The sequence below is a fragment of the Mesorhizobium sp. M7D.F.Ca.US.005.01.1.1 genome (assembly GCF_003952545.1).
GTDB classification, from domain to species: domain Bacteria; phylum Pseudomonadota; class Alphaproteobacteria; order Rhizobiales; family Rhizobiaceae; genus Mesorhizobium; species Mesorhizobium loti.
The window spans coordinates 2,702,173-2,720,474 of the sequence record NZ_CP034453.1; the positions used below are offsets into that span (position 1 = coordinate 2,702,173).

Sequence of the window (18,302 nt, forward strand, 5' to 3'; positions counted from 1 at the left end):
ACCAGTATAGGTCCAGTCAGGAATATTTTGATCCTGGGTGCTTCTCGCGCAGGAGGAAGGGCAATGGCAACCGTGAACCTGATCGGGCTTGTCAGTCGGGAAATGGAAGCGACGGCGTCCGATGTGCCGCTTTACAGACGGTTGAAATCGGCGATCGAGGCAGCGATCCGCTCCAATGCGTTGAAAGCCGGCGCGGTTCTGCCGGGCGAGCGGGTTCTGGCGGAAGCCCTGTCGATCTCGCGTGTCACCGTGAGAAAAGCTCTGGCACTGCTCGAAGAGGAAGGGCAGCTCAATCGCCGGCATGGTTCCAAAACCGAGATTGGGTCGCGGGTCGAAAAATCGCTTTCGACGCTGACGAGCTTTTCGGAGGATATTCTAGCGCGCGGCCTGAAGCCTGGATGTCTATGGCTTTCCAGGCAGATAAGCCGTCCATCCCCAGCCGAAATGATGGCCCTGGGTATTGCCGGCAATGCCAATGTGGTGCGCATGCGTCGTGTGCGGACAGCCGATGGCGCGCCAATCGCCGTCGAGGTCTCGGCCGTGCCGGTTCGCTTCCTTCCTTCGCCCGAGATGGTTCAGGATTCCCTCTATGAAGCGCTTGATGCACGCGGCTTCCTGCCTCAGAGGGCAATCCAGCGCATGCGCTCGCGCGGCGCGTCGCTGGAAGATGCAAAACACCTTCATTGCGAGGCGGGCGCACCGCTGCTGATGACCGAGCGCCGCTGCTTTCTTGCCGACGGACAGATCGTCGAATACTGCGAGACACGCTACAAGGGCGACGTCTACGACTTCGTCTTCGAGCTGCAAAGGTAATACCAGTTATGAACTGGTTGTAATCTGGTATTTTCCATTTATCGTGATGGCGACAGGGGAGTGCCGACATGCAGCGAGAAGACATCGCCAACAGTCTCATCGTGTCCTGCCAGCCGGTTCCCGGCGGCCCGATGGACAGTGCGCTATTCGTGACGGGCTTTGCCAAGGCCGCTCTTGAAGCGGGAGCCAAGGCCCTGCGCATCGAATCCGTGCCCTATGTCGCTGCCGCCCGCCTGGCCGTGCGCGTGCCGATCATCGGTATCGTCAAGCGCGATCTCTCTGACAGCCCCGTGCGCATCACACCCTATCTGGCCGATGTCGAGGCCTTGGCCGAGGCGGGTGCCGATATCATCGCTTTCGATGCGACGGACCGTGTCCGTCCCGTTCCTGTCGAAGAGCTTGTGAAAGCCGTCAAGGCTAGGAACAAGCTGGCCATGGCCGATTGCTCTTGCCTTGACGATGCGCGCCGGGCCCTTGCCGCGGGTGTCGATTTCGTCGGCACGACGCTGTCCGGCTATGTCGGCGGGCCGGAGCCGGAGGATCCGGATATCGCCCTCATCGTTCAAATGCGAACCTTGACCCCTTACGTCATCGCCGAAGGGCGTATCCGGTCGCCGGAGCAGGCGGCTGCCGCCGCGCGCGCTGGCGCCTGTGCCGTGGTTGTCGGCTCGGCGATCACCCGGACCGAGCATGTCACCTCATGGTTCCACCAGGCGATTTCCGACGCCTATGCGGCGAGAGGCGCGCAAACCGTCCTTGGCCCAACTGTCCTGGGCCCCACCGTCCTGGGCATCGACATCGGGGGAACCAAGACCATGGCCGCGCTGGTGAGCGGCGGCACGGTGATCGAGGACATGATCGTGCCGACCGCGCGAGAGGCTGGACCCGACACCTGGCTTGCATCCCTGGCGCAAAGCACGTCAGCCTGGTCCGGCCGCTTCCATCGCATCGGCATCGCGGTGACCGGACTGGTGCAGGATGGACGCTGGTCGGCATTGAATCCGGCAACCCTAGGCATTCCCGATGGCTACCCGCTGGTCGAAAGGGCATCCGCTGTTTTCGGCAAGCCGGTCTGTGCGTTCAACGATGCCCAGGCGGCCGCCTGGGGCGAATACAAATTCGGCGCCGGGCAAGGCCGCGACATCGTCTTTCTGACCATCTCGACCGGAATTGGCGGCGGCATCGTTTGCAACGGCCGCTTGCTGTCCGGCCTTGCCGGTCACTTCGGTCTGATCCGTGGCCTGTCTGAAGACACGGCCCCGCTCGAAGACAGCACCTCCGGCCGCTGGATCGCTTCGCAAGCCCTCAAGGCCGGCTTCAAGGCCGATGCCGTCGATGTGTTCGGGCGCGCGCTGAAGGGCGAGGCCTGGGCCGGCGCCATCGTCTCGCAGAGCGCCTCGCGGGTCGCGACGCTGTGCCGGGACATTCAGATGATGCTCGATCCGAAATCGATCGTCATCGGCGGCAGTATCGGTCTTGCCGAGGGTTATCTCGACCGGGTGCGCGCGCATCTGGGCGAGGTTCCATCGCGCCTTTCCTCAGATCTCGTTGCGGCGAAGCTCGCAGGCCACGCCGGCGTCATCGGCGCAGCCGACCTCGCCGAATGGGCAAGGTAACGGCGCCGCGCAGTCATGCCATGCAAAAATCATCAAAAAAGAAGGGAACGATCATGAAACTGAACAGGACGTCTTTTGCGCTTGTGGCCACCCTCCTTGCCGGGACGGCTTTGCCGACCTTTGCCAACGCAACCGTGACCGTGCTCGGCTGGCCCGGCGGCTCCGAGGAAACCGCACTGCGGGCAACCGTGGAAACCTACAACAAGCAGGCAAGCGATGCCGACAAGGTGGAGCTGCTGTTCTTCAACCGCGAAGGCTTTTACGACAAGCTGCAGGCCGACATGGCGGCCGGATCCAGTGCCTTCGACGTGAACCTCGTCGCCACCTACTCGATCGGTCGCTACGCGCCCTATATGGAGCCGGTCGATCTTGGTGCGGACGCGGCCAAGGTTTTCGGCGAATCCGTTCTCAAGACGATGCAGTTCGACGGCAAGCAATACGGCGTGCCGACCGACCTTTCGCTGCACTTCATGTACTACCGCAAGGATCTCATCGACGCCCTGATGAAGGATGACGCCGCCAAGAAGACCTATGGTGAAATCGCCCAGAAATATCTCGGCAAGCCGCTGCAGCCCAAGGATCCGGACAGCTGGACCTGGGACGACTGGGCAGCCACCGCCCTCTACTTCACCAAGCAGGTGAACCCCGACAGCCCGGTGCGTTACGGCACGGTCCTGCAGATGAAGAACCTGCTGTTCAACATGATGGTCTTCCAGTCGCTGCCGCGCTCCTACGGCGCCGACTGGATGGACAAGGACGGCAATATCACGGTGGATTCCGATGCCTACAAGACCGGCCTCGAACTCTACAAGAAGCTCTATGATGCAGGTTCTTCGCCCAAGGATTCGCTGAGCTACGAATATGCGGAAACCAACGCGGCCTTCGCATCCGGCCAGGCTGCGACAGCGCTGCAGTGGAATGCCGCGGCGGCGGATCTGACCAGCACCGAAAAGTCCCCGGCCGTCGCCGAGGTCACCGGCATCGTCGCGCCGCCGGCAGGTCCCGACGGACGCGCTGATCATATCCACGGCCTTGGCCTGGGCCTCAACAAGAACGCCAAGAACAAGGAAGGCGCCGTCAAGTTCCTGAAGTGGCTCGCCACCGAGGATGCGGCCTTGCTCTATGCGCGCAGCGGCGGTTCGCCGGCATTGTCTCCCGATGTCGTCGCCAAGGTTGCGAAGGAACGTCCCGACCTCGTCAAGCTCGGCGAATTCGCCAGCAAGTACGGCTATGTCATGAGCGGGGCGACGTCCGCGAGTGCGCTCCCGGTCTATGAGCTGCAGGCAAAGGAGTTCACCGGCTACTGGTCCGGCCAGCAGAGCCTTGAGGATGCGCTCGCCCACACCAAGGCGGGCATGCAGGACCTCCTCAAGAAATAAACCATTTGCCGGACGCCGGGTGGAGGCTCGGTGTCCGGCGCGTTTGGCGGATCGATATGGCCCTTGTGACACGTGCCGAAGGCAGGATGTATCTGACGCCGCTGGTCGGCTTCCTGCTTCTGTTCCTCGGCTTTCCGGCGATCGTGAATCTGATCTATTCCGTTTCGACCGTCACATTCGAGACGCTGCGCAGTCCGGTGTTGAGCGGTCTTGGCAACTACGTCGCGGTGTTGAACGACCGGGAATTCTGGGGCTCGGCCTGGTTCTCTCTGCGCTTCGGTCTTTTGACCGCGTTGGCCGAATGTCTGATCGGTCTTTTCCTTGCCATTTTCCTGGCGCCGCTCCTGAGCAAGCGTCCGGTCCTGATGGCGCCGTTGATGCTGCCGCTGATGGTCGCGCCGGCCATGGTTGGTCTCATGTACCGGCTGGTGCTGCATGAATTCGCAGGCCCCGTCCCCTACTATCTCTTCGAATGGTTCGGCGACAGCCCAGCCTTCCTCGACATGAACAATGCTTTCCGCACCCTTGTCGTCGTGGAAACGCTGCAATGGACGCCTTTCGCCTTCCTGCTCTTCTACATGGCCTATTCGGCGATACCGCTCGACGTGCGCGAAGCCTCATCGCTCGACGGCGCATCACCGCTTGAGATCGTCCGGTGGATCGACCTGCCGTTGATGAAGCCGACGCTGGTCATCGCGTTTTTCATCCGTTTCATCGACGGTTTCCGGGTGTTCGACAATGTCTATGCACTGACTGGCAGTGGAGCTGGCGGCTCGACAACCTCCTTGTCGATCTACATCTACCAGGCCTTCTTCAAGGAAGGGGCTATCGGCAAGGCGGTCGCCGCTTCGGTTGTCCTGTTTCTGGCGTCGTTCATCATTCTCCACGGCCTTAACCGGCTTGCCGGCCGCAGGAAGGGTTGACGATGGTGAGGGCACTGCGCTGGATCGTTTTTGCCATCGCCGTGCTGGCGATGAATTTCCCCATTATCGTGACGCTGATCACATCGCTCAAAAGCCAGCGCGAGCTTTCGACGAACCCGGGTTTGTGGATCAGCCAGCCGACGCTCGACAACTATCTGGAGGTCCTGACGCAGACCAGCCGCTTCAACATCTATGCCTATCTGCTAAACAGCACCGTGGCAGCGCTGATCGGAACCGGCCTTGCGATCGTGCTCGCGTTCCCGGCTGCCTATGCGATCGCGCGCAGCGAATCGGGAAAGCGCTTGGTCCTGCCGATCGTCATCAACCTTCGCGCCGTGCCGCTGATCATCTTCGCAATTCCGCTTTACATGATGTACCAATGGCTGGGCCTGCTCGATACGCGGCTCGGGCTTGGACTTATCCTGACGATCGTCAACGCGCCGCTTGCGCTTGTCATCCTCGTGAACGCGATTTCCGATGTGCCGGTCGAACTCGACGAGGCCGCGAAAGTCGATGGCGCAAGCTCCTTGCAGGTGATGATGATGATCGTCCGGCCGGTCATCCGCCCGGCGCTCGTCACAACCTTCATCTTCGGCTTCATCACCGCCTGGAACGAATTCCTCTTCGGCCTCATGCTGACAACCAGTCGTGCCGTCCCGATGACGGTCGGCGCCTCCTTCTTTTTCGCCGCAAGCGGCGGCGGCGTAAAATGGGGAACCGCTTCCGCGGTCATGATGCTGGGCGCCTTGCCGCCGGCCTTGCTGGGTCTTGTGATGTATCGGCAGATATCAGGATCGATGACCGCTGGAGCGGTCAAAGGCTAACTCGGTGGCACCAGGGTTGCCGCGATCCCAACCGATGCCGTAGACAGCGACCGTGGTTGGCGTTTGAAATTGGCGGAGAGAAGCACATGTCAGAACAGATGAAGGTCATCTCCGCTGCCAAGTCGCATGGCGGCGTGCAGGGCGTCTATTCCCATGCTTCGGAGGCCTGCGCCTGCGACATGAATTTTGCCGTTTTCGTGCCGCCGCAGGCCCGTGAAACACCTTGCCCGGTTGTGTGGTACCTCTCTGGTCTCACTTGCACCCATGCGAATGTGATGGACAAGGGCGAGTACAGGCGGATGGCCGCGGAGCTTGGCCTGATCGTCGTCTGTCCCGACACCAGTCCCCGCGGCACCGATATTCCTGACGAGAAGGACAATTGGCAGTTTGGCGGCGGCGCCGGCTTCTACCTCGATGCGACTCAGGCACCTTACGCGAAGAACTATCGCATGTACTCCTATATCACCGAGGAGCTGCCGGCCTTGATTGCGCAGGAGTTTCCGACCGACATGAGGCGTCAGGCAATCTTCGGCCATTCGATGGGTGGCCACGGTGCGCTGACGATTGCGCTGAAAAATCCGGAACGCTTCAAAAGCTGTTCGGCGTTTGCGCCGATCGTGCAGCCAGCCACCGCCGGCTGGTCGAGGCCGGCCTTCGAAAAATATGTCGGCAAGGACGAGGCCTCGTGGCGCAGCTACGACGCCACCTCGCTCATCGAGGATGGACACCGTTTTCCAGAGTTTTTCATCGATCAGGGCAGCTCGGACGGATTTCTCAATGATGGGCTGAGGCCCTGGCTTCTGGAAGCAGCCTGCGCCAAGGCCGGCATTCCGCTGACACTGCGAATGCAGGACGGCTACGATCACTCGTATTTCTTCATTTCGACATTCATGGACGACCATCTGAGATGGCACGCCAAAAGATTGTCTGATGCAAAAGCCGGCGCATAGCCTGGTCGCGCGCCACGCTGTCCATTTCGTCTCGTCGCCTGAGGACGGACAATCTCGGTGGCTCAGTTCGTCTTCAGCTTGCCGACGCGGTTTTCGGCGATCCAGCGGGCGGCGAGCACCAAGGCTCCCATGCTGAAATCCTTGCCATGCTTGGCAACCATTTCTTCCGACAATTTGGCGAGTCGTTCGAAAAACTCGTCCTTGCTCTCGTCTTCGGCGGTGAGTTCGGTCTGCATTTCATCCTCCTGTTTCATGCGGACTGCGTCCGTTATTTGAACATCTGCGCTGGAAAGGTGACGATCGCGGCGCTGCCGTCGACGGCGCCCACCGCCAGATGTCGTCCGTCGCCGGACCAGGCAAGCGCGGTGACCGCGCTGCCCAAAGGCCTGACAAGGAGTTCGTCGCGGGCGCCGATCTGGGCGACGGTGATACGGCCGTTGGCGTAACCGGCCGCAATCAGTTTCTTCTGCGGATGCGCCGCCACCGTTTCGACCAGAACCAGTCCCGTGCGACCCGTCTCGAGCGCGCCGGAGGTTTCGCCGCCAACCGGCGGCGCGGTCATCGACCAGCCGGCGATCCGGAAGGCGCCCGAGGCAAACAGCGCATTCGCCGGCTGGCTCCAGCACACGGTCCGCACCGGCGATGGAAATCCCGCGACGATGTCAGCGCGGCCATCGGCCACGCTGACCAGAGCAAGGCCTCCGGTTTCGAGCCCGCAGGCCAGCCAGGTGCCGTCCCTGCTCCAGCGGATCGACACCGGGCGCGCTGGAAAAGAGACATCGCGTATCAAGGCGGGGTCACCTTCGACAGACCAGATCGATAGTCCCTCATCCAGACCGCAGGCGAGGCGACGCCCGCCAGGTGAGAAAGCAAGGGCGTCCATGGACGATGTCACGGCATGTTTCAGTTGCACTGCGCCGCCTTGGCCGCGCGACAGGAAGACATCATGCCCATTGCTGATGGCCGTCATGTCCGTCCTGGCGCTGTGGTCGATGGCCACGATCGGTCCGTCGATCCTGACTAAGGGGGCCGCTGCTTCACCGTCGGCGGCCAGATGCAGCACATCGCCGCTGGCCGCTCCGACCAGAAAGCCGGAATGCGCATCGGCGGTGATCGGGACATCGCCATCTCCGAATCCCGCTGTTGCGATCAGCGGGACGGGTGGCTTTTCCCTTGGGCGGATCGTCGTCTGCCCGAGATCGTTGCTCACCCTGATCCGCGTTTCCGGCGGCTCGTGATCCGCGACCGTGGCAATGGCGATCGTTCCATCCACGCAGGTGAAGGCAACAGCCGAGCCATCGGTGCTGAAGCGCAGATCGGCGATCGCCGACGGGCGACGCCAGCTCCGCGCCAGAAGGTCGAACAAAGTCAGGTTCTGCATCGTCTGCTGGTTCATGCCGTCTCTCCCGTCAATCCTTGTTCGCCGTTGCGGCCAGCTGGCGATCGACGTCCTCGACATCGCCTTCCGCCGCGACGATGCGGTCCTCGCACGCCGCGCACGCCTGCATGACCGCCGCCGCGCTCTGCTCTGCCTCAAGCAAGTCTCGCACCAGTTGCTCGCTGGCGCCGTTTCTGCCGATTTCCAGCTCGAGGCGCAGCACATCCATCTCGATGCCGGCGCGTTTCTGATTGAGCCGCAGCGCCTCGGCGGTAAGCGCGGAGACATTGGCGACCAGATCGAGCCGGCGGGCGAGCAGCGCGTCACGCCTGGCGATATCGGATCCTCCTGTCATTTCTTGCTCCCCAAAGGCCCGGGTGGCTTTTCGAAGGCCGACAGCAATTTTGGCAACGTGCCGGCCTGCGACTGGAACTGTTTTTCGGCCGTCTCGATGTGGCTCTTGAGCTGATCCCAGATGTCGACGCGGATCATCGATGTCGTGTCGCCGGTGAGGCGCTCGATCTCGTCGACGCGGAACTGGCGCGTCAGCGAAACGCCGGAAAACACGAAGTCCCGCAACAGGATCGCGTGGTTTTCGATGAACAGATGGATCATCGGATGCGTTTCCGTGGTGACGCCGCCGGCGGCAAGCTCGGCCCGGATGAAGTCCTGGAAGTGGCTCTGCAGGCGATGTTGGCTCTCACCCATGAAGCGCATGACAAAGACCAGATCGCGGGGCATCAGCCTGACAAGATCGCCGGTGACGCCATCGGCCTGGCTGGACATTGGCTCGGGCGGCCCCCGACTGTCTCTATCGCTCGGCATTGTCTCTCTCCAGCGCGAGGCCCGTCCATGGGCGTCGCCTTCAAATAGTAGAGAAAGACGTAGAATTGAATAGATGATTTTTGTTTTCGTATTTGCTGCGAGTGCTAACTAAACATATTGCGATTGCGAATAGACGATAAATATTACAGGCGTACGTTACGACTGTAAAAGAACGTTACAGTTGGCCGTATTCTCATGTGTTGTAAGATCAGCGATTTTGTTTTGAGCCCCGGCCATGGGTGCTATTTTCAAATTGGCACGCCGCTTGCTTTGTACCTTTTCACAAGAAGCCCATCGCGCTTTTGACGCGGTGCCAAAAGAACGAAGGAACGGAGGAAGCAGAGACCGCTTCGATACGCCCATCGCACATGCGGTTGGCGCCGCGGGTCTCTGCCAAAACACCTCGAAAACCTTTGCCGCGATCCACTTGAACGGCCGGACCATGAGTCGCGCCTCGATGCGCAACCCTTTGTCGTGCCGCTCGCACTCTCACTGGCGGTGCTGTGTGCCGCTTCATGCCGGGGTCAAGGGACCTGCGGCTCAAACCTGGTGGAGGCTTATGACCATGACGTCTCTGACGCTCAACAAGATTACCTCGCAACGCGGAATCTCCGTCGGCGAGGCGACCAAGAAGATTGCCGATCTCGGCTGGAATCCTTCCTACGTCCAGGAAGCGATGACGTTTCCGACCGACTACAAGATCAACAAGACGCCGCGCGACCCGATGAAGCAGGTTCTGCGGTCGTATTTCCCGATGCAGGAAGAAAAGGACAACCGCGTCTACGGCGCGCTCGATGCGGCATTGCGCGGCGACATGTTCCGCAACGTCGAGCCGCGTTGGGTCGAGTGGATGAAGCTCTTCCTGGCCATCATTCCCTTCCCGGAAATCTCGGCTGCCCGCTCGATGGCGATGGTTGCCCGCATCGCGCCCGGTGAGGAACTCAGAACCGGCTTCACCATGCAGATGATCGACGAGTTTCGTCACTCGACGATCCAGATGAATTTGAAGAAATGGTACATGGAGAACTACATTGATCCGGCCGGCTTCGACATCACCGAGGAAGCCTTCGGAAAATGCTACGCCACCACCATCGGCCGGCAGTTCGCCGAGGGCTTCATCACCGGCGACACGATGACCGCCGCCTGCATGTACCTGACCGTGGTGGCCGAGACCGCCTTCACCAACACGCTGTTCGTCGCCATGCCTTCGGAAGCCGCCCGCAACGGTGACTACGCGCTGCCGACCGTGTTCCTGTCGGTGCAGTCTGACGAAAGCCGGCATATCGGCAATGGCCACTCGCTGCTGATGGCAGCACTCAAGGAGCCAGAGAACCACCTCTTGCTCGAGCGCGACCTGCGCTACGCCTTCTGGCAGAACCACGCCATCGTCGATGCCGCCATCGGCACCTTCATCGAATACGGCACCACCAACCGCGACAAGAACAAGGAGTCCTACGCGGAAATGTGGCACCGCTGGATCTATGAAGACTACTATCGCACCTACATGCTGCCGCTTGAGAAATACGGCATCAAGGTTCATCACGACGACGTCCAGGCGGCATGGGAGCGCATCACCAAGAAGAACTACGTCCACAAGGTCGGGCAGTTCTTCGCGGTCGGCTGGCCAGTCAACTTCTGGCGCATCGAAGCCCAGACCGACAAGGACTTCGAGTGGTTCGAGCACAAATATCCAGGCTGGTACGCCGAGTTCGGCGATTTCTGGAAATGGTATGCCAAGCTAAGCCACAAGGGCGAGAAGGTACTGCTGTTCAACAGCGACGTCGGCTACGTCTACCCGCACCGCTGCTGGTCCTGCCTCGTTCCCTGCCTGATCCGCGAGGACATGGTGGTCGGCGAGATCGACGGCCAGCTCCATACCTTCGCCCACGAACTCGACAAGTGGACCGCAACGGTTGCCTTCGCCGACGAGTATCAGGGCCGGCCGACGCCCGCGATGGGCCGCTTCAGCGGCAAGCGCGAGTGGGAGACGCTCTATGACGGCTGGGATCTGGCCGATGCGATCAAGGACCTGAATTTCGTCCGTTCCGACGGCAAGACGCTGGTTCCGCAGCCGCATCTGCGCTTCGACGACAAGGAGATGTGGACGCTCGACGATGTGCGCGGCAACACGCTCGGATCGCCGCTCAATGCGCTGCGTGCCATGTCGCCCGCGGACCGCGAGAAGCACCTGGCGGAGTACGCCAAGGGCTTCACCATCAACCCCTGCAACTGATCAGGCCAAAGGGGGGCGGGTTCGTTCCGCCCCTTCCTTTCACTGGAGGTCCGTATGTCGGAAACCCACACGGTCAGGCTCAGCCCGGTCGGCGTCGAATTCGACGTCGAGCATGGCGAAACGGTGCTTAACGCCGCGTTCCGCCAAGGCATCGCCCTGCCGCACGGCTGCAAGGAAGGGCAATGCTCGGCCTGCAAAAGCGTGTTGCTCGAAGGCGAAGTCGACATGCTGAAATACTCGACCTTCGCGCTGAACGACATGGAGAAGGAAAGCGGCCACGTGCTGTTGTGCCGCTGCATCGCCTTCTCCGACCTGGAAGTCGAGCTTCTCAACTACGACGAGGAGATTCTGGCGAAAGCGATCGCCGTGAAGACGTACAAGGGCCGGATTGCTCGCATCGAGCAGCTGACCCACGACATTCGCGGCATCGAGATCGAACTCGGCTCCCCAATGAAGTTCTGGGCGGGGCAATATGTCGACATCACGGTTACCACGCAAAAAGGGGAGACGATTACGCGCTCGTTCTCCATGGCAAATACGCCGGACCAAACCGAAAAACTCTCCTTCATCATCAAAAAATACCCTGAGGGAAAGTTCTCGGGAGAACTCGATTCCGGAGGAATCAGGGCCGGAGCCGAAGTCACCGTCGTCGGACCCTACGGGACCTGCTTCCGTCGCGACGAACGGCAAGGACCCCTGATCCTTGTCGGCGCCGGCTCAGGCATGTCGCCGATCTGGTCGATCCTCAACGATCACCTGAAGAGCGGCGAGAAACGTCCGGTCTATTTCTTCTACGGCGCCCGCACCCGCAACGACCTGTTCTATCTCGACAGGATCGCCGAGCTGGTCGGCAATCATTCCGACGTCACCTTTATTCCCGTGCTGTCGCACGCGAACGACGACGCCGAATGGCAAGGCGAACGTGGCTTCGTGCACCAGAGTGTCGACGCCGTGCTCAAGCAACTGGCGGTCGACGGGCAGGGCGATGTCCATGCCTGTGGCCCGCCGCCGATGATCGATGCGCTGCAGCCGGTCCTGTTCATGAACGGCTTCGAAACGGAGCGGATCTTCTTCGACAAGTTCACCACATCGGCAGGTGCAACGCCGGCCCATTGAGGGCGGCCACGCACAGCCAACCACAACTGCAACAAGGGAGAGAGACTATGCCTGCAACCTCGAGTTCAGTCGGATCAGGAGCCGCCGGCGCGGCAATCTTCGCCGACTCCGACAGCCGGAAATACCGGTATTTCGACCCGAAAGGCCAGCGCGCCACTCACTACGAGGACATGACGGTCGACGTCCAGCCCGACCCGGAACGCTACCTGATCCAGGACTGGATCATCTCCTTTGCCGACGGCAAGGGCGCCTATGTCAAGCAGAACACCGCCGCGCAGAGCTCCAACTGGCATGCCTTCCGCGCTCCCGACCAGGAGTGGGAGCGTACGCACTACCAGCGCCAGTCGAAGATCGAGACGATGGTGCAGAGCGTCATCAACAACGCGCGCAAGTCGGGCACCCCGAAGACCTTCGACAAGGCCTGGGTCAAGATCCTGCAGACGCAGCTCGGCGCCTGGAAACACGCCGAATTCGGACTCGGCACCTCGCTGATGCAGGCGCAGCGTTACGGCTACACCCAGATGATCAACAACGCGACGCTGACCAATTCGTCCTACAAGCTGCGGCTTGCCCAGGACATCACGCTCTACCTTGCCGAGATCGGCATGGACCTTCCCGACTGGGACGACGAGCTCGGCAAGAAGGCCTGGCTCGAGGACAAGAACTGGCAAGGCACGCGCGAAGCGGTCGAGACCATCATGGGCGCGACCGACTATCTCGAGCAATACTTCGCCATCAACATCGTCTTCGAGCCGCTGGTGGGCGAAGTGTTCCGCTCCGGCTTCCTGATGCAGATCGCCGCCGCCAACCATGACTTCATCACCCCGGCGGTGATTTCGGCGGCCGAGGCCGACTATGAGCGCAACCTCGCCAACACGATCGACCTCATGCATCTCCTCGCCAATGACGAGAAGCATGGCGCCGCCAACAAGAAGCTCTTCCAGGGCTGGGTCAAGAAGCACGGCGCGCTCGCCGACAAGGCAGCCACAGGCCTGCAGCCGATCTGGTCGATGCCGCATTCCAAGCCGGTCGCCTTCGCCGATGTCCGCGCCAAATCCGAAGAGCGGATTGGCCAGATCCTCGGCGAACTCGGCCTCAAGCGCTGAAACAGGAGAAATCGTCATGTCATTATCAGCACGCGACGCAACGCATTCCAACATCTTCAAGGCGATGAAGGACATCACCTTCGAGCAGACGATTTCGCACCAGTGCGGCGTCACCATGAACGACTCGGTCGAGGCCAGGGCCATCGCCGAATTCATGGGCCTTAAGCCGAACGTAACCGTCACCTACCAACCGGCGATGATCCGCATCGATGGCACCGGCAAGCTGATCTTCAAGATGGACGAGATCAGCGAATATCTCGGCCGCGAGATGACGGCGGAAACCTTTGAGGTGAACAGCTCCACCCACTACGGGCGGATGGTGCGCATCGACGACAACACCGTGATCCTGTTCGGCAACATGGACGAGATGTTCGAATACATCGAATAGGCGCCCCAAAAATCCGGCGCGCCGCTGGGTGCGGGGCGCCGAACCGATCAACGCGATTGCTGCGGAGGCAACCATGTACAGAACACCGGAAGGCAAGGACATTTTCGTGGTCGACGGCCACACCCATTTCTGGGACGGCAGCCCGGAAAACCAGAAGAACATCCACGGCAAGCAGTTCATTGAGTGCTTCTATGCCTATCACACGGGCTTGAGCCCGAAGGACCAGCTGTGGGAGAAGAGCAAGTTCGAGAAATACAGCGCCGACGACCTCTATCGCGACCTGTTCATTGACGGGCCCGATGATGTGGCGATCGTCCAGTCGACCTATCTGAAGGACTTCTACAAGAACGGCTTCAACACGATCGAGCGCAACGCCGAGGTGGCCAAGCGCTATCCGGAGCGGTTCATCGTCAACGGCGCCTTCGATCCGCGCGACGGCGAGAAGGCGCTTGAATACATCCACTTCCTCAAGGAGACCTACGACGTCAAGGGCGTGAAGATGTATACGGCCGAATGGAACGGCGCTTCCAAGGGTTGGAAGCTCACCGATCCCGATGCCTACAAGTGCTTCGAACTCTGCGACAAGCTCGGCATCCGGAACATCCACGTCCACAAGGGCCCGACCATCCTGCCGCTCAGCAAGGATGCGTTCGACGTTCATGACGTCGACCACGCGGCGACGGATTTCCAGGGCCTGAACTGGATCATCGAGCATTGCGGCCTGCCGCGCCTCGACGATTTCTGCTGGATCGCGACGCAGGAAACCAATGTCTATGGCGGCTTGGCGGTGGCACTGCCCTTCATCCACGCGCGGCCGCGCTATTTCGGCGAGGTCATCGCCGAGCTGCTGTTCTGGCTTGGGCCGGAGAAGATCCTGTTCGGCTCCGACTACGCGATCTGGACGCCGCGCTGGCTGGTCGAGAAATTCTGGGCCTATCAGATCCCAGAGGACATCGCCGCCGAGCGGGGTGTGCAGCTGACCGACGAGATCAAGGAGAAGATCCTCGGCCTCAACGCCGCGCGTCTCTACAACATCGACATCGAAGCCAAGAAGAAGGCGCTTGCCAGCTCGCCCTTCAGCATCGCGGCGGAGTAGGAGCCATGGCAACCGCCAATGTTTCCGGCGGCCGCGAGAAGGAACTCTGGCGGCGCCTTGGTGAGGTCAACGATCCGGAACTCGACGAACCCGTCACCGAGATGGGCTTCATCGAGCGGGCGCAGGTGACAGGCGATGGCAGCGTGGAGATCGACTTCCGCCTGCCGACTTACTGGTGCTCACCCAACTTCGCGTTCCTGATGCTGGACGGCGTCCGCAAGGCGCTCGACCAGCTCTCCTGGAAGCCTGCCTATCGCGTCAAGCTGCACGACCACATGTTCGCCGAAGAGGTTAATCGCGGCATGGCAGAGGGCAAAAGTTTCGGCGATATCTTCGCCTTGCTTGCCGAGGATCAGGATCTCGGCGGCTTGCGCGAAACCTTCGCGATGAAGGCCTTCAAGCGGCGCCAGGAGGCAGTCTTGCGCGGCCTGCGGCAGCACGGTCTGACCGATCGGGAAATCCTCGGCATGGACCTGCCGGCATACGACGTCGCGCGGTTCGAACCGGGCGAGGCGGCCAAACAGAAGTCGCGATATCGTGCGGCTCTGCTCGAGCGGTTTCCCGACCGCCGGGCCGACGATCCTGTGTTCATGACTTGGGAAGGACAGAAAATCCCGTCGACCGCACTCAGTGCCCACCTCGCCGAGTTGCGCGGTGTGCGCATCAACATGGAGTTCAACGGCGCGCTGTGCCGGGGGCTCAAGCAGACCCGATACAAGGAACTGGATGTGGTCGACGGCGAACCGACGCTGGTCGATTTCATCATGGATCGCGTGCCGGCACGAACCGCGCCGACCGCCTGAAGCAGAGCCGACAACAACGGCCTCCCCCGCACGAGGCCCCTAACCAACAACCCGCCCGTAAGGCGGAAGGAGGAATCATGCCCAAGATAATGCTTCACAATTCCGAGGCCCGCCGGGCTCTCGCCCGGGGTGTCTTCCGGCTTGCAGCCGCCGTCGAGCCGACGCTCGGCCCCAAAGGCATGAACGCCATGATCGACCGTCCGATCGGCACGCCGATGGTGACCCGCGACGGCGTCAGCATCGCCTCCGAGATCGAACTGCACGACCGTTTCGAAAACATGGGCGCGCAAGTCGTCCGTGAAGTGTCGATGCAGACCAACGAGATTGCCGGCGACGGCACCACGACGGCCATCGTGCTCGCCAACGCGCTCATCCAGGGCGGCGTCGAGGCGAATGAGCGCGGCGTGAAGTCCGTCGATCTCTGCAAAGGCATCGACCTCGCCGTGGCGGCGGTGGTGGCGGCACTCAAGGCTTCGGCCAAGCCCGCCAAGGGCAACGGCATTCTGGCGTCGGTCGCCAACATCGCGGCGACCAACACCAAGCTTGGCGCGCTGGTGGCGGAAGCCCATCAGCGGGTGGGTGCCGAAGGCGTCATCACTACCGACTTCAGCGTCACCACCGAGACCACGCTCGATGTCGTCGAGGGCATGTCCTTCGAACGCGGCTACCTCTCTCATCACATGGTGACCGATCAGGAGAAGATGGAGGCTGTTCTCGAACGGCCCTACATCCTGATGACCGACCTCAAGATCAAGGAACCCGGGCAGCTCGATGCGGTTCGCCGCATCGCCGACGAGGATGGCCGGCCGCTGCTGATCGTGTCCGAAGAAATGTCGCCGGAAGTGGTGGTGACGCTGCTTGGCAAACAGGGACCGGGACGATATCTCGTCGTCCACCCGCCGGAATATGGCCACTGGCGCAAGGCGATGATGGAGGATCTGGCCATCATCACCGGCGGCAAGGTGATCGCGCGCGATCTCGGCGGCCGGCTGGAGGATGTCACCGCAGAGGATCTCGGCACGGCCGACCGGGTGAAGACCAGTTCGTCCTACACCTCGATCATTCGTGGCGGCGGCGACCATGCCGCAATCGCCTCGCGCCGCGCCCAGGTGCAGCGGCAGTATGAAGCCTCGCCGCCCAACATCGACCAGGACAAGCTGCGCGAACGACTGGCCAAGCTCTCCGGCGGCACCGCGATCCTCTATGCCGGCGGCGTCACGCCGGTCGAGCAGAAGCGGACCATCCAGCTGATCGAGGATTCCTTGAACGCGGTGCGAGCCGCGTCCGAGGAGGGCGTGGTCGCCGGCGGCGGCTCGGCGCTCGCCCAGATCGCGCCGCTGCTCGACAAGGTGGCGGCCAGCGTCGACGGCGATGTCGCCGAGGGCGTGCGCCTGGTGCGCTCGGTTCTGTCGCGGCCGCTGTGGCGCATCGCCGCCAATGCCGGCGCCGATCCTGAGGCGGTGGTGACCGAGGTCACCCGCATCAATGGCGGCTACGGCTACAACGCATCAACCGGCGCATACCAGAACATGTTCGAGGCAGGCATCATCGACCCCGTCCGCGTCACCTACACGGCGCTTGCCAACGCGGCTTCGGTGGCGACCCTGATCCTGACCACCGAAACGCTGATTGGCGATCTTGCCGAGGACGAGGATCCGACGGCCGGACCGGCACGTGGCGGCGGCTCTGAAAAACTCGGCCGCGCCTGAGGCGACAATTCCGACGGAACGATTTCGACGTTGAAAGGACACAGCCATGAAAGCTGCCAGACTCTACGAGTACGACCCGAAGATGAACGTCCAGCTCAAGATCGAGGAGGTCAAGGCGCCGACAATCACCGCTCCCGACGAGGTGATCGTGCGGGTGGGTGCCGCCGGCCTCTGCCGCACCGACCTGCACATCATCGAGGGTGTGTGGAAGCCGACCATGGATCCAGAAGGTACGCTGTTGCCTTACATCATGGGCCACGAGAATGCCGGTTGGGTCGAGGAAGTCGGCAGCGGCGTCAAATCGGTCAAGCGCGGCGACGCCGTGATCTGCCATCCCTTCCGCTCATGCGGCATCTGCCTCAACTGTCGCCATGGCGAGGATATGTATTGCGACAACGGCCAATTCCCCGGCCTTGGCATGAATGGTGGCTTCGCCGAGTATTTCATCACCAGCGAACGCTCGCTGATCAAGTTGAACGCCAACATCACGCCGATCGAGGTGGCGCCGCTGGCCGATGCCGGCATCACCGCCTACCGTGCGGCCAAACGCGCCGCCAAGCTGTTGCGGCCAGGCAGCTATTGCGTGTTGCTCGGCATAGGCGGGCTTGGCCATATCGCTCTGCAATCGCTGCATGCGATCTCGGGCTGCCGCATCATCGCCGTCGATCGCGAGCCGGCGGCGCAAGTTCTGGCCAGGGATCTGGGCGCCGACTTCGTGCTCGACGGGGGGCCGAACGTTGTCGAGGAGGTCGCCCAGATCACTGGCGGCGGTGCGCATGTGGTGATCGACTTCGTCGGCGAACTCGGCGTCGAGAACATCTGCTGGAAGATGGTGCGCAAGGGCGGGCAACTGTTCGTCGTCGGCTATGGCGGCAACATAAACGTGCCGACCGCACATCTCGTCATCGAGGAGATCAACATCGGCGGCAGCCTGGTAGGCAATTTCACCGAGCTTGTCGAACTGATGGAGCTCAACGCCGACGGCAAGGTGAAGATGCACTACACCGAATATAATCTCGCCAGCATCAACACCGCCCTCGACGATTTCAAGAACCGTCGGTTCACCGGGCGTGGCGTCATCGTGCCCTGAGGCATCCGGCCGGATTGCGCGTGGAAGCAGGCCAGCAGACTGATCTTATCGGC

The 18,302-nt window shown here is 61.6% G+C and carries 18 protein-coding genes; 14 read left to right on the forward strand and 4 right to left on the reverse strand.

The annotated features are described in order from the left end of the window. Positions 1-63: 63 nt before the first annotated feature. The 6 genes from EJ076_RS13010 (at position 64) to fghA (ending at position 6,505) form a co-directional block, all read left to right on the forward strand. The gene (locus tag EJ076_RS13010; protein ID WP_126068106.1) at positions 64-813 is read left to right on the forward strand and encodes a GntR family transcriptional regulator; all 750 of its coding nucleotides are present in this window, start codon (positions 64-66) and stop codon (positions 811-813) included. A 68-nt stretch (positions 814-881) separates the two neighbouring features. Then, a complete protein-coding gene (locus tag EJ076_RS13015) occupies positions 882-2,429 on the forward strand; it encodes a putative N-acetylmannosamine-6-phosphate 2-epimerase (RefSeq protein ID WP_126068107.1) in 1,548 nt (515 codons plus the stop codon). A gap of 53 nt (positions 2,430-2,482) precedes the next feature. Beyond that, on the forward strand, positions 2,483-3,808 hold the full coding sequence (locus tag EJ076_RS13020) for a sugar ABC transporter substrate-binding protein (RefSeq protein ID WP_126068108.1): 1,326 nt from the start codon (positions 2,483-2,485) through the stop codon (positions 3,806-3,808). Positions 3,809-3,864: 56 nt separating this feature from the next. Then, positions 3,865-4,731, forward strand: a complete 867-nt coding sequence (locus tag EJ076_RS13025) for a sugar ABC transporter permease (protein WP_126068109.1) — start codon at positions 3,865-3,867, stop codon at positions 4,729-4,731. 2 nt (positions 4,732-4,733) lie between these two features. Continuing rightward, entirely contained in the window at positions 4,734-5,555 is an 822-nt protein-coding gene (locus tag EJ076_RS13030) for a carbohydrate ABC transporter permease (RefSeq protein WP_126068110.1), read from the forward strand. An 86-nt stretch (positions 5,556-5,641) separates the two neighbouring features. Next, complete coding sequence (fghA, locus tag EJ076_RS13035; protein WP_126068111.1) at positions 5,642-6,505, forward strand: S-formylglutathione hydrolase; 864 nt, start codon at positions 5,642-5,644, stop codon at positions 6,503-6,505. Positions 6,506-6,567: 62 nt separating this feature from the next. On the opposite strand, the gene EJ076_RS35200 is transcribed toward fghA, so the two are convergent. Genes EJ076_RS35200 through EJ076_RS13045 form a run of 4 tightly spaced genes read right to left on the reverse strand, consistent with a single transcriptional unit; the run spans position 6,568 to position 8,708 of the window. Next, a complete protein-coding gene (locus EJ076_RS35200) occupies positions 6,568-6,741 on the reverse strand; it encodes a hypothetical protein (protein ID WP_164548627.1) in 174 nt (57 codons plus the stop codon). A gap of 32 nt (positions 6,742-6,773) precedes the next feature. After that, positions 6,774-7,901 (reverse strand): WD40 repeat domain-containing protein, encoded by a 1,128-nt coding sequence (locus EJ076_RS13040; protein WP_164548628.1) that lies wholly within the window; start codon positions 7,899-7,901, stop codon positions 6,774-6,776. 13 nt (positions 7,902-7,914) lie between these two features. Further along, entirely contained in the window at positions 7,915-8,238 is a 324-nt protein-coding gene (locus EJ076_RS35205; RefSeq protein WP_164548629.1) for a hypothetical protein, read from the reverse strand. Further along, positions 8,235-8,708, reverse strand: a complete 474-nt coding sequence (locus EJ076_RS13045) for a hypothetical protein (RefSeq protein ID WP_126068113.1) — start codon at positions 8,706-8,708, stop codon at positions 8,235-8,237. The genes EJ076_RS35205 and EJ076_RS13045 overlap by 4 nt, the downstream gene beginning before the upstream one ends. A 565-nt stretch (positions 8,709-9,273) precedes the next feature. Here EJ076_RS13045 and EJ076_RS13050 point away from each other — a divergent pair. The 8 genes from EJ076_RS13050 (at position 9,274) to EJ076_RS13085 (ending at position 18,249) form a co-directional block, all read left to right on the forward strand. Continuing rightward, positions 9,274-10,941 (forward strand): aromatic/alkene/methane monooxygenase hydroxylase/oxygenase subunit alpha, encoded by a 1,668-nt coding sequence (locus tag EJ076_RS13050; protein ID WP_091583952.1) that lies wholly within the window; start codon positions 9,274-9,276, stop codon positions 10,939-10,941. Between the two features lie 54 nt (positions 10,942-10,995). Continuing rightward, a complete protein-coding gene (locus EJ076_RS13055) occupies positions 10,996-12,057 on the forward strand; it encodes a 2Fe-2S iron-sulfur cluster binding domain-containing protein (protein WP_126068114.1) in 1,062 nt (353 codons plus the stop codon). A 47-nt stretch (positions 12,058-12,104) separates the two neighbouring features. Beyond that, positions 12,105-13,163: an aromatic/alkene monooxygenase hydroxylase subunit beta gene (locus tag EJ076_RS13060; protein ID WP_126068115.1), complete on the forward strand. Its 1,059-nt coding sequence runs from the start codon at positions 12,105-12,107 to the stop codon at positions 13,161-13,163. Between the two features lie 16 nt (positions 13,164-13,179). Continuing rightward, positions 13,180-13,551, forward strand: coding sequence for an MmoB/DmpM family protein (locus EJ076_RS13065; protein WP_109661584.1), 372 nt, complete (start codon positions 13,180-13,182; stop codon positions 13,549-13,551). A gap of 73 nt (positions 13,552-13,624) precedes the next feature. Then, positions 13,625-14,647: an amidohydrolase family protein gene (locus EJ076_RS13070; protein ID WP_126068116.1), complete on the forward strand. Its 1,023-nt coding sequence runs from the start codon at positions 13,625-13,627 to the stop codon at positions 14,645-14,647. Positions 14,648-14,652: 5 nt separating this feature from the next. Beyond that, positions 14,653-15,450: an iron-sulfur cluster assembly protein gene (locus EJ076_RS13075; RefSeq protein WP_126068117.1), complete on the forward strand. Its 798-nt coding sequence runs from the start codon at positions 14,653-14,655 to the stop codon at positions 15,448-15,450. Between the two features lie 77 nt (positions 15,451-15,527). Then, a complete protein-coding gene (locus EJ076_RS13080) occupies positions 15,528-17,159 on the forward strand; it encodes a molecular chaperone GroEL (protein WP_126068118.1) in 1,632 nt (543 codons plus the stop codon). A gap of 46 nt (positions 17,160-17,205) precedes the next feature. Then, entirely contained in the window at positions 17,206-18,249 is a 1,044-nt protein-coding gene (locus EJ076_RS13085) for an NAD(P)-dependent alcohol dehydrogenase (protein WP_109661589.1), read from the forward strand. Positions 18,250-18,302 lie beyond the last annotated feature (53 nt).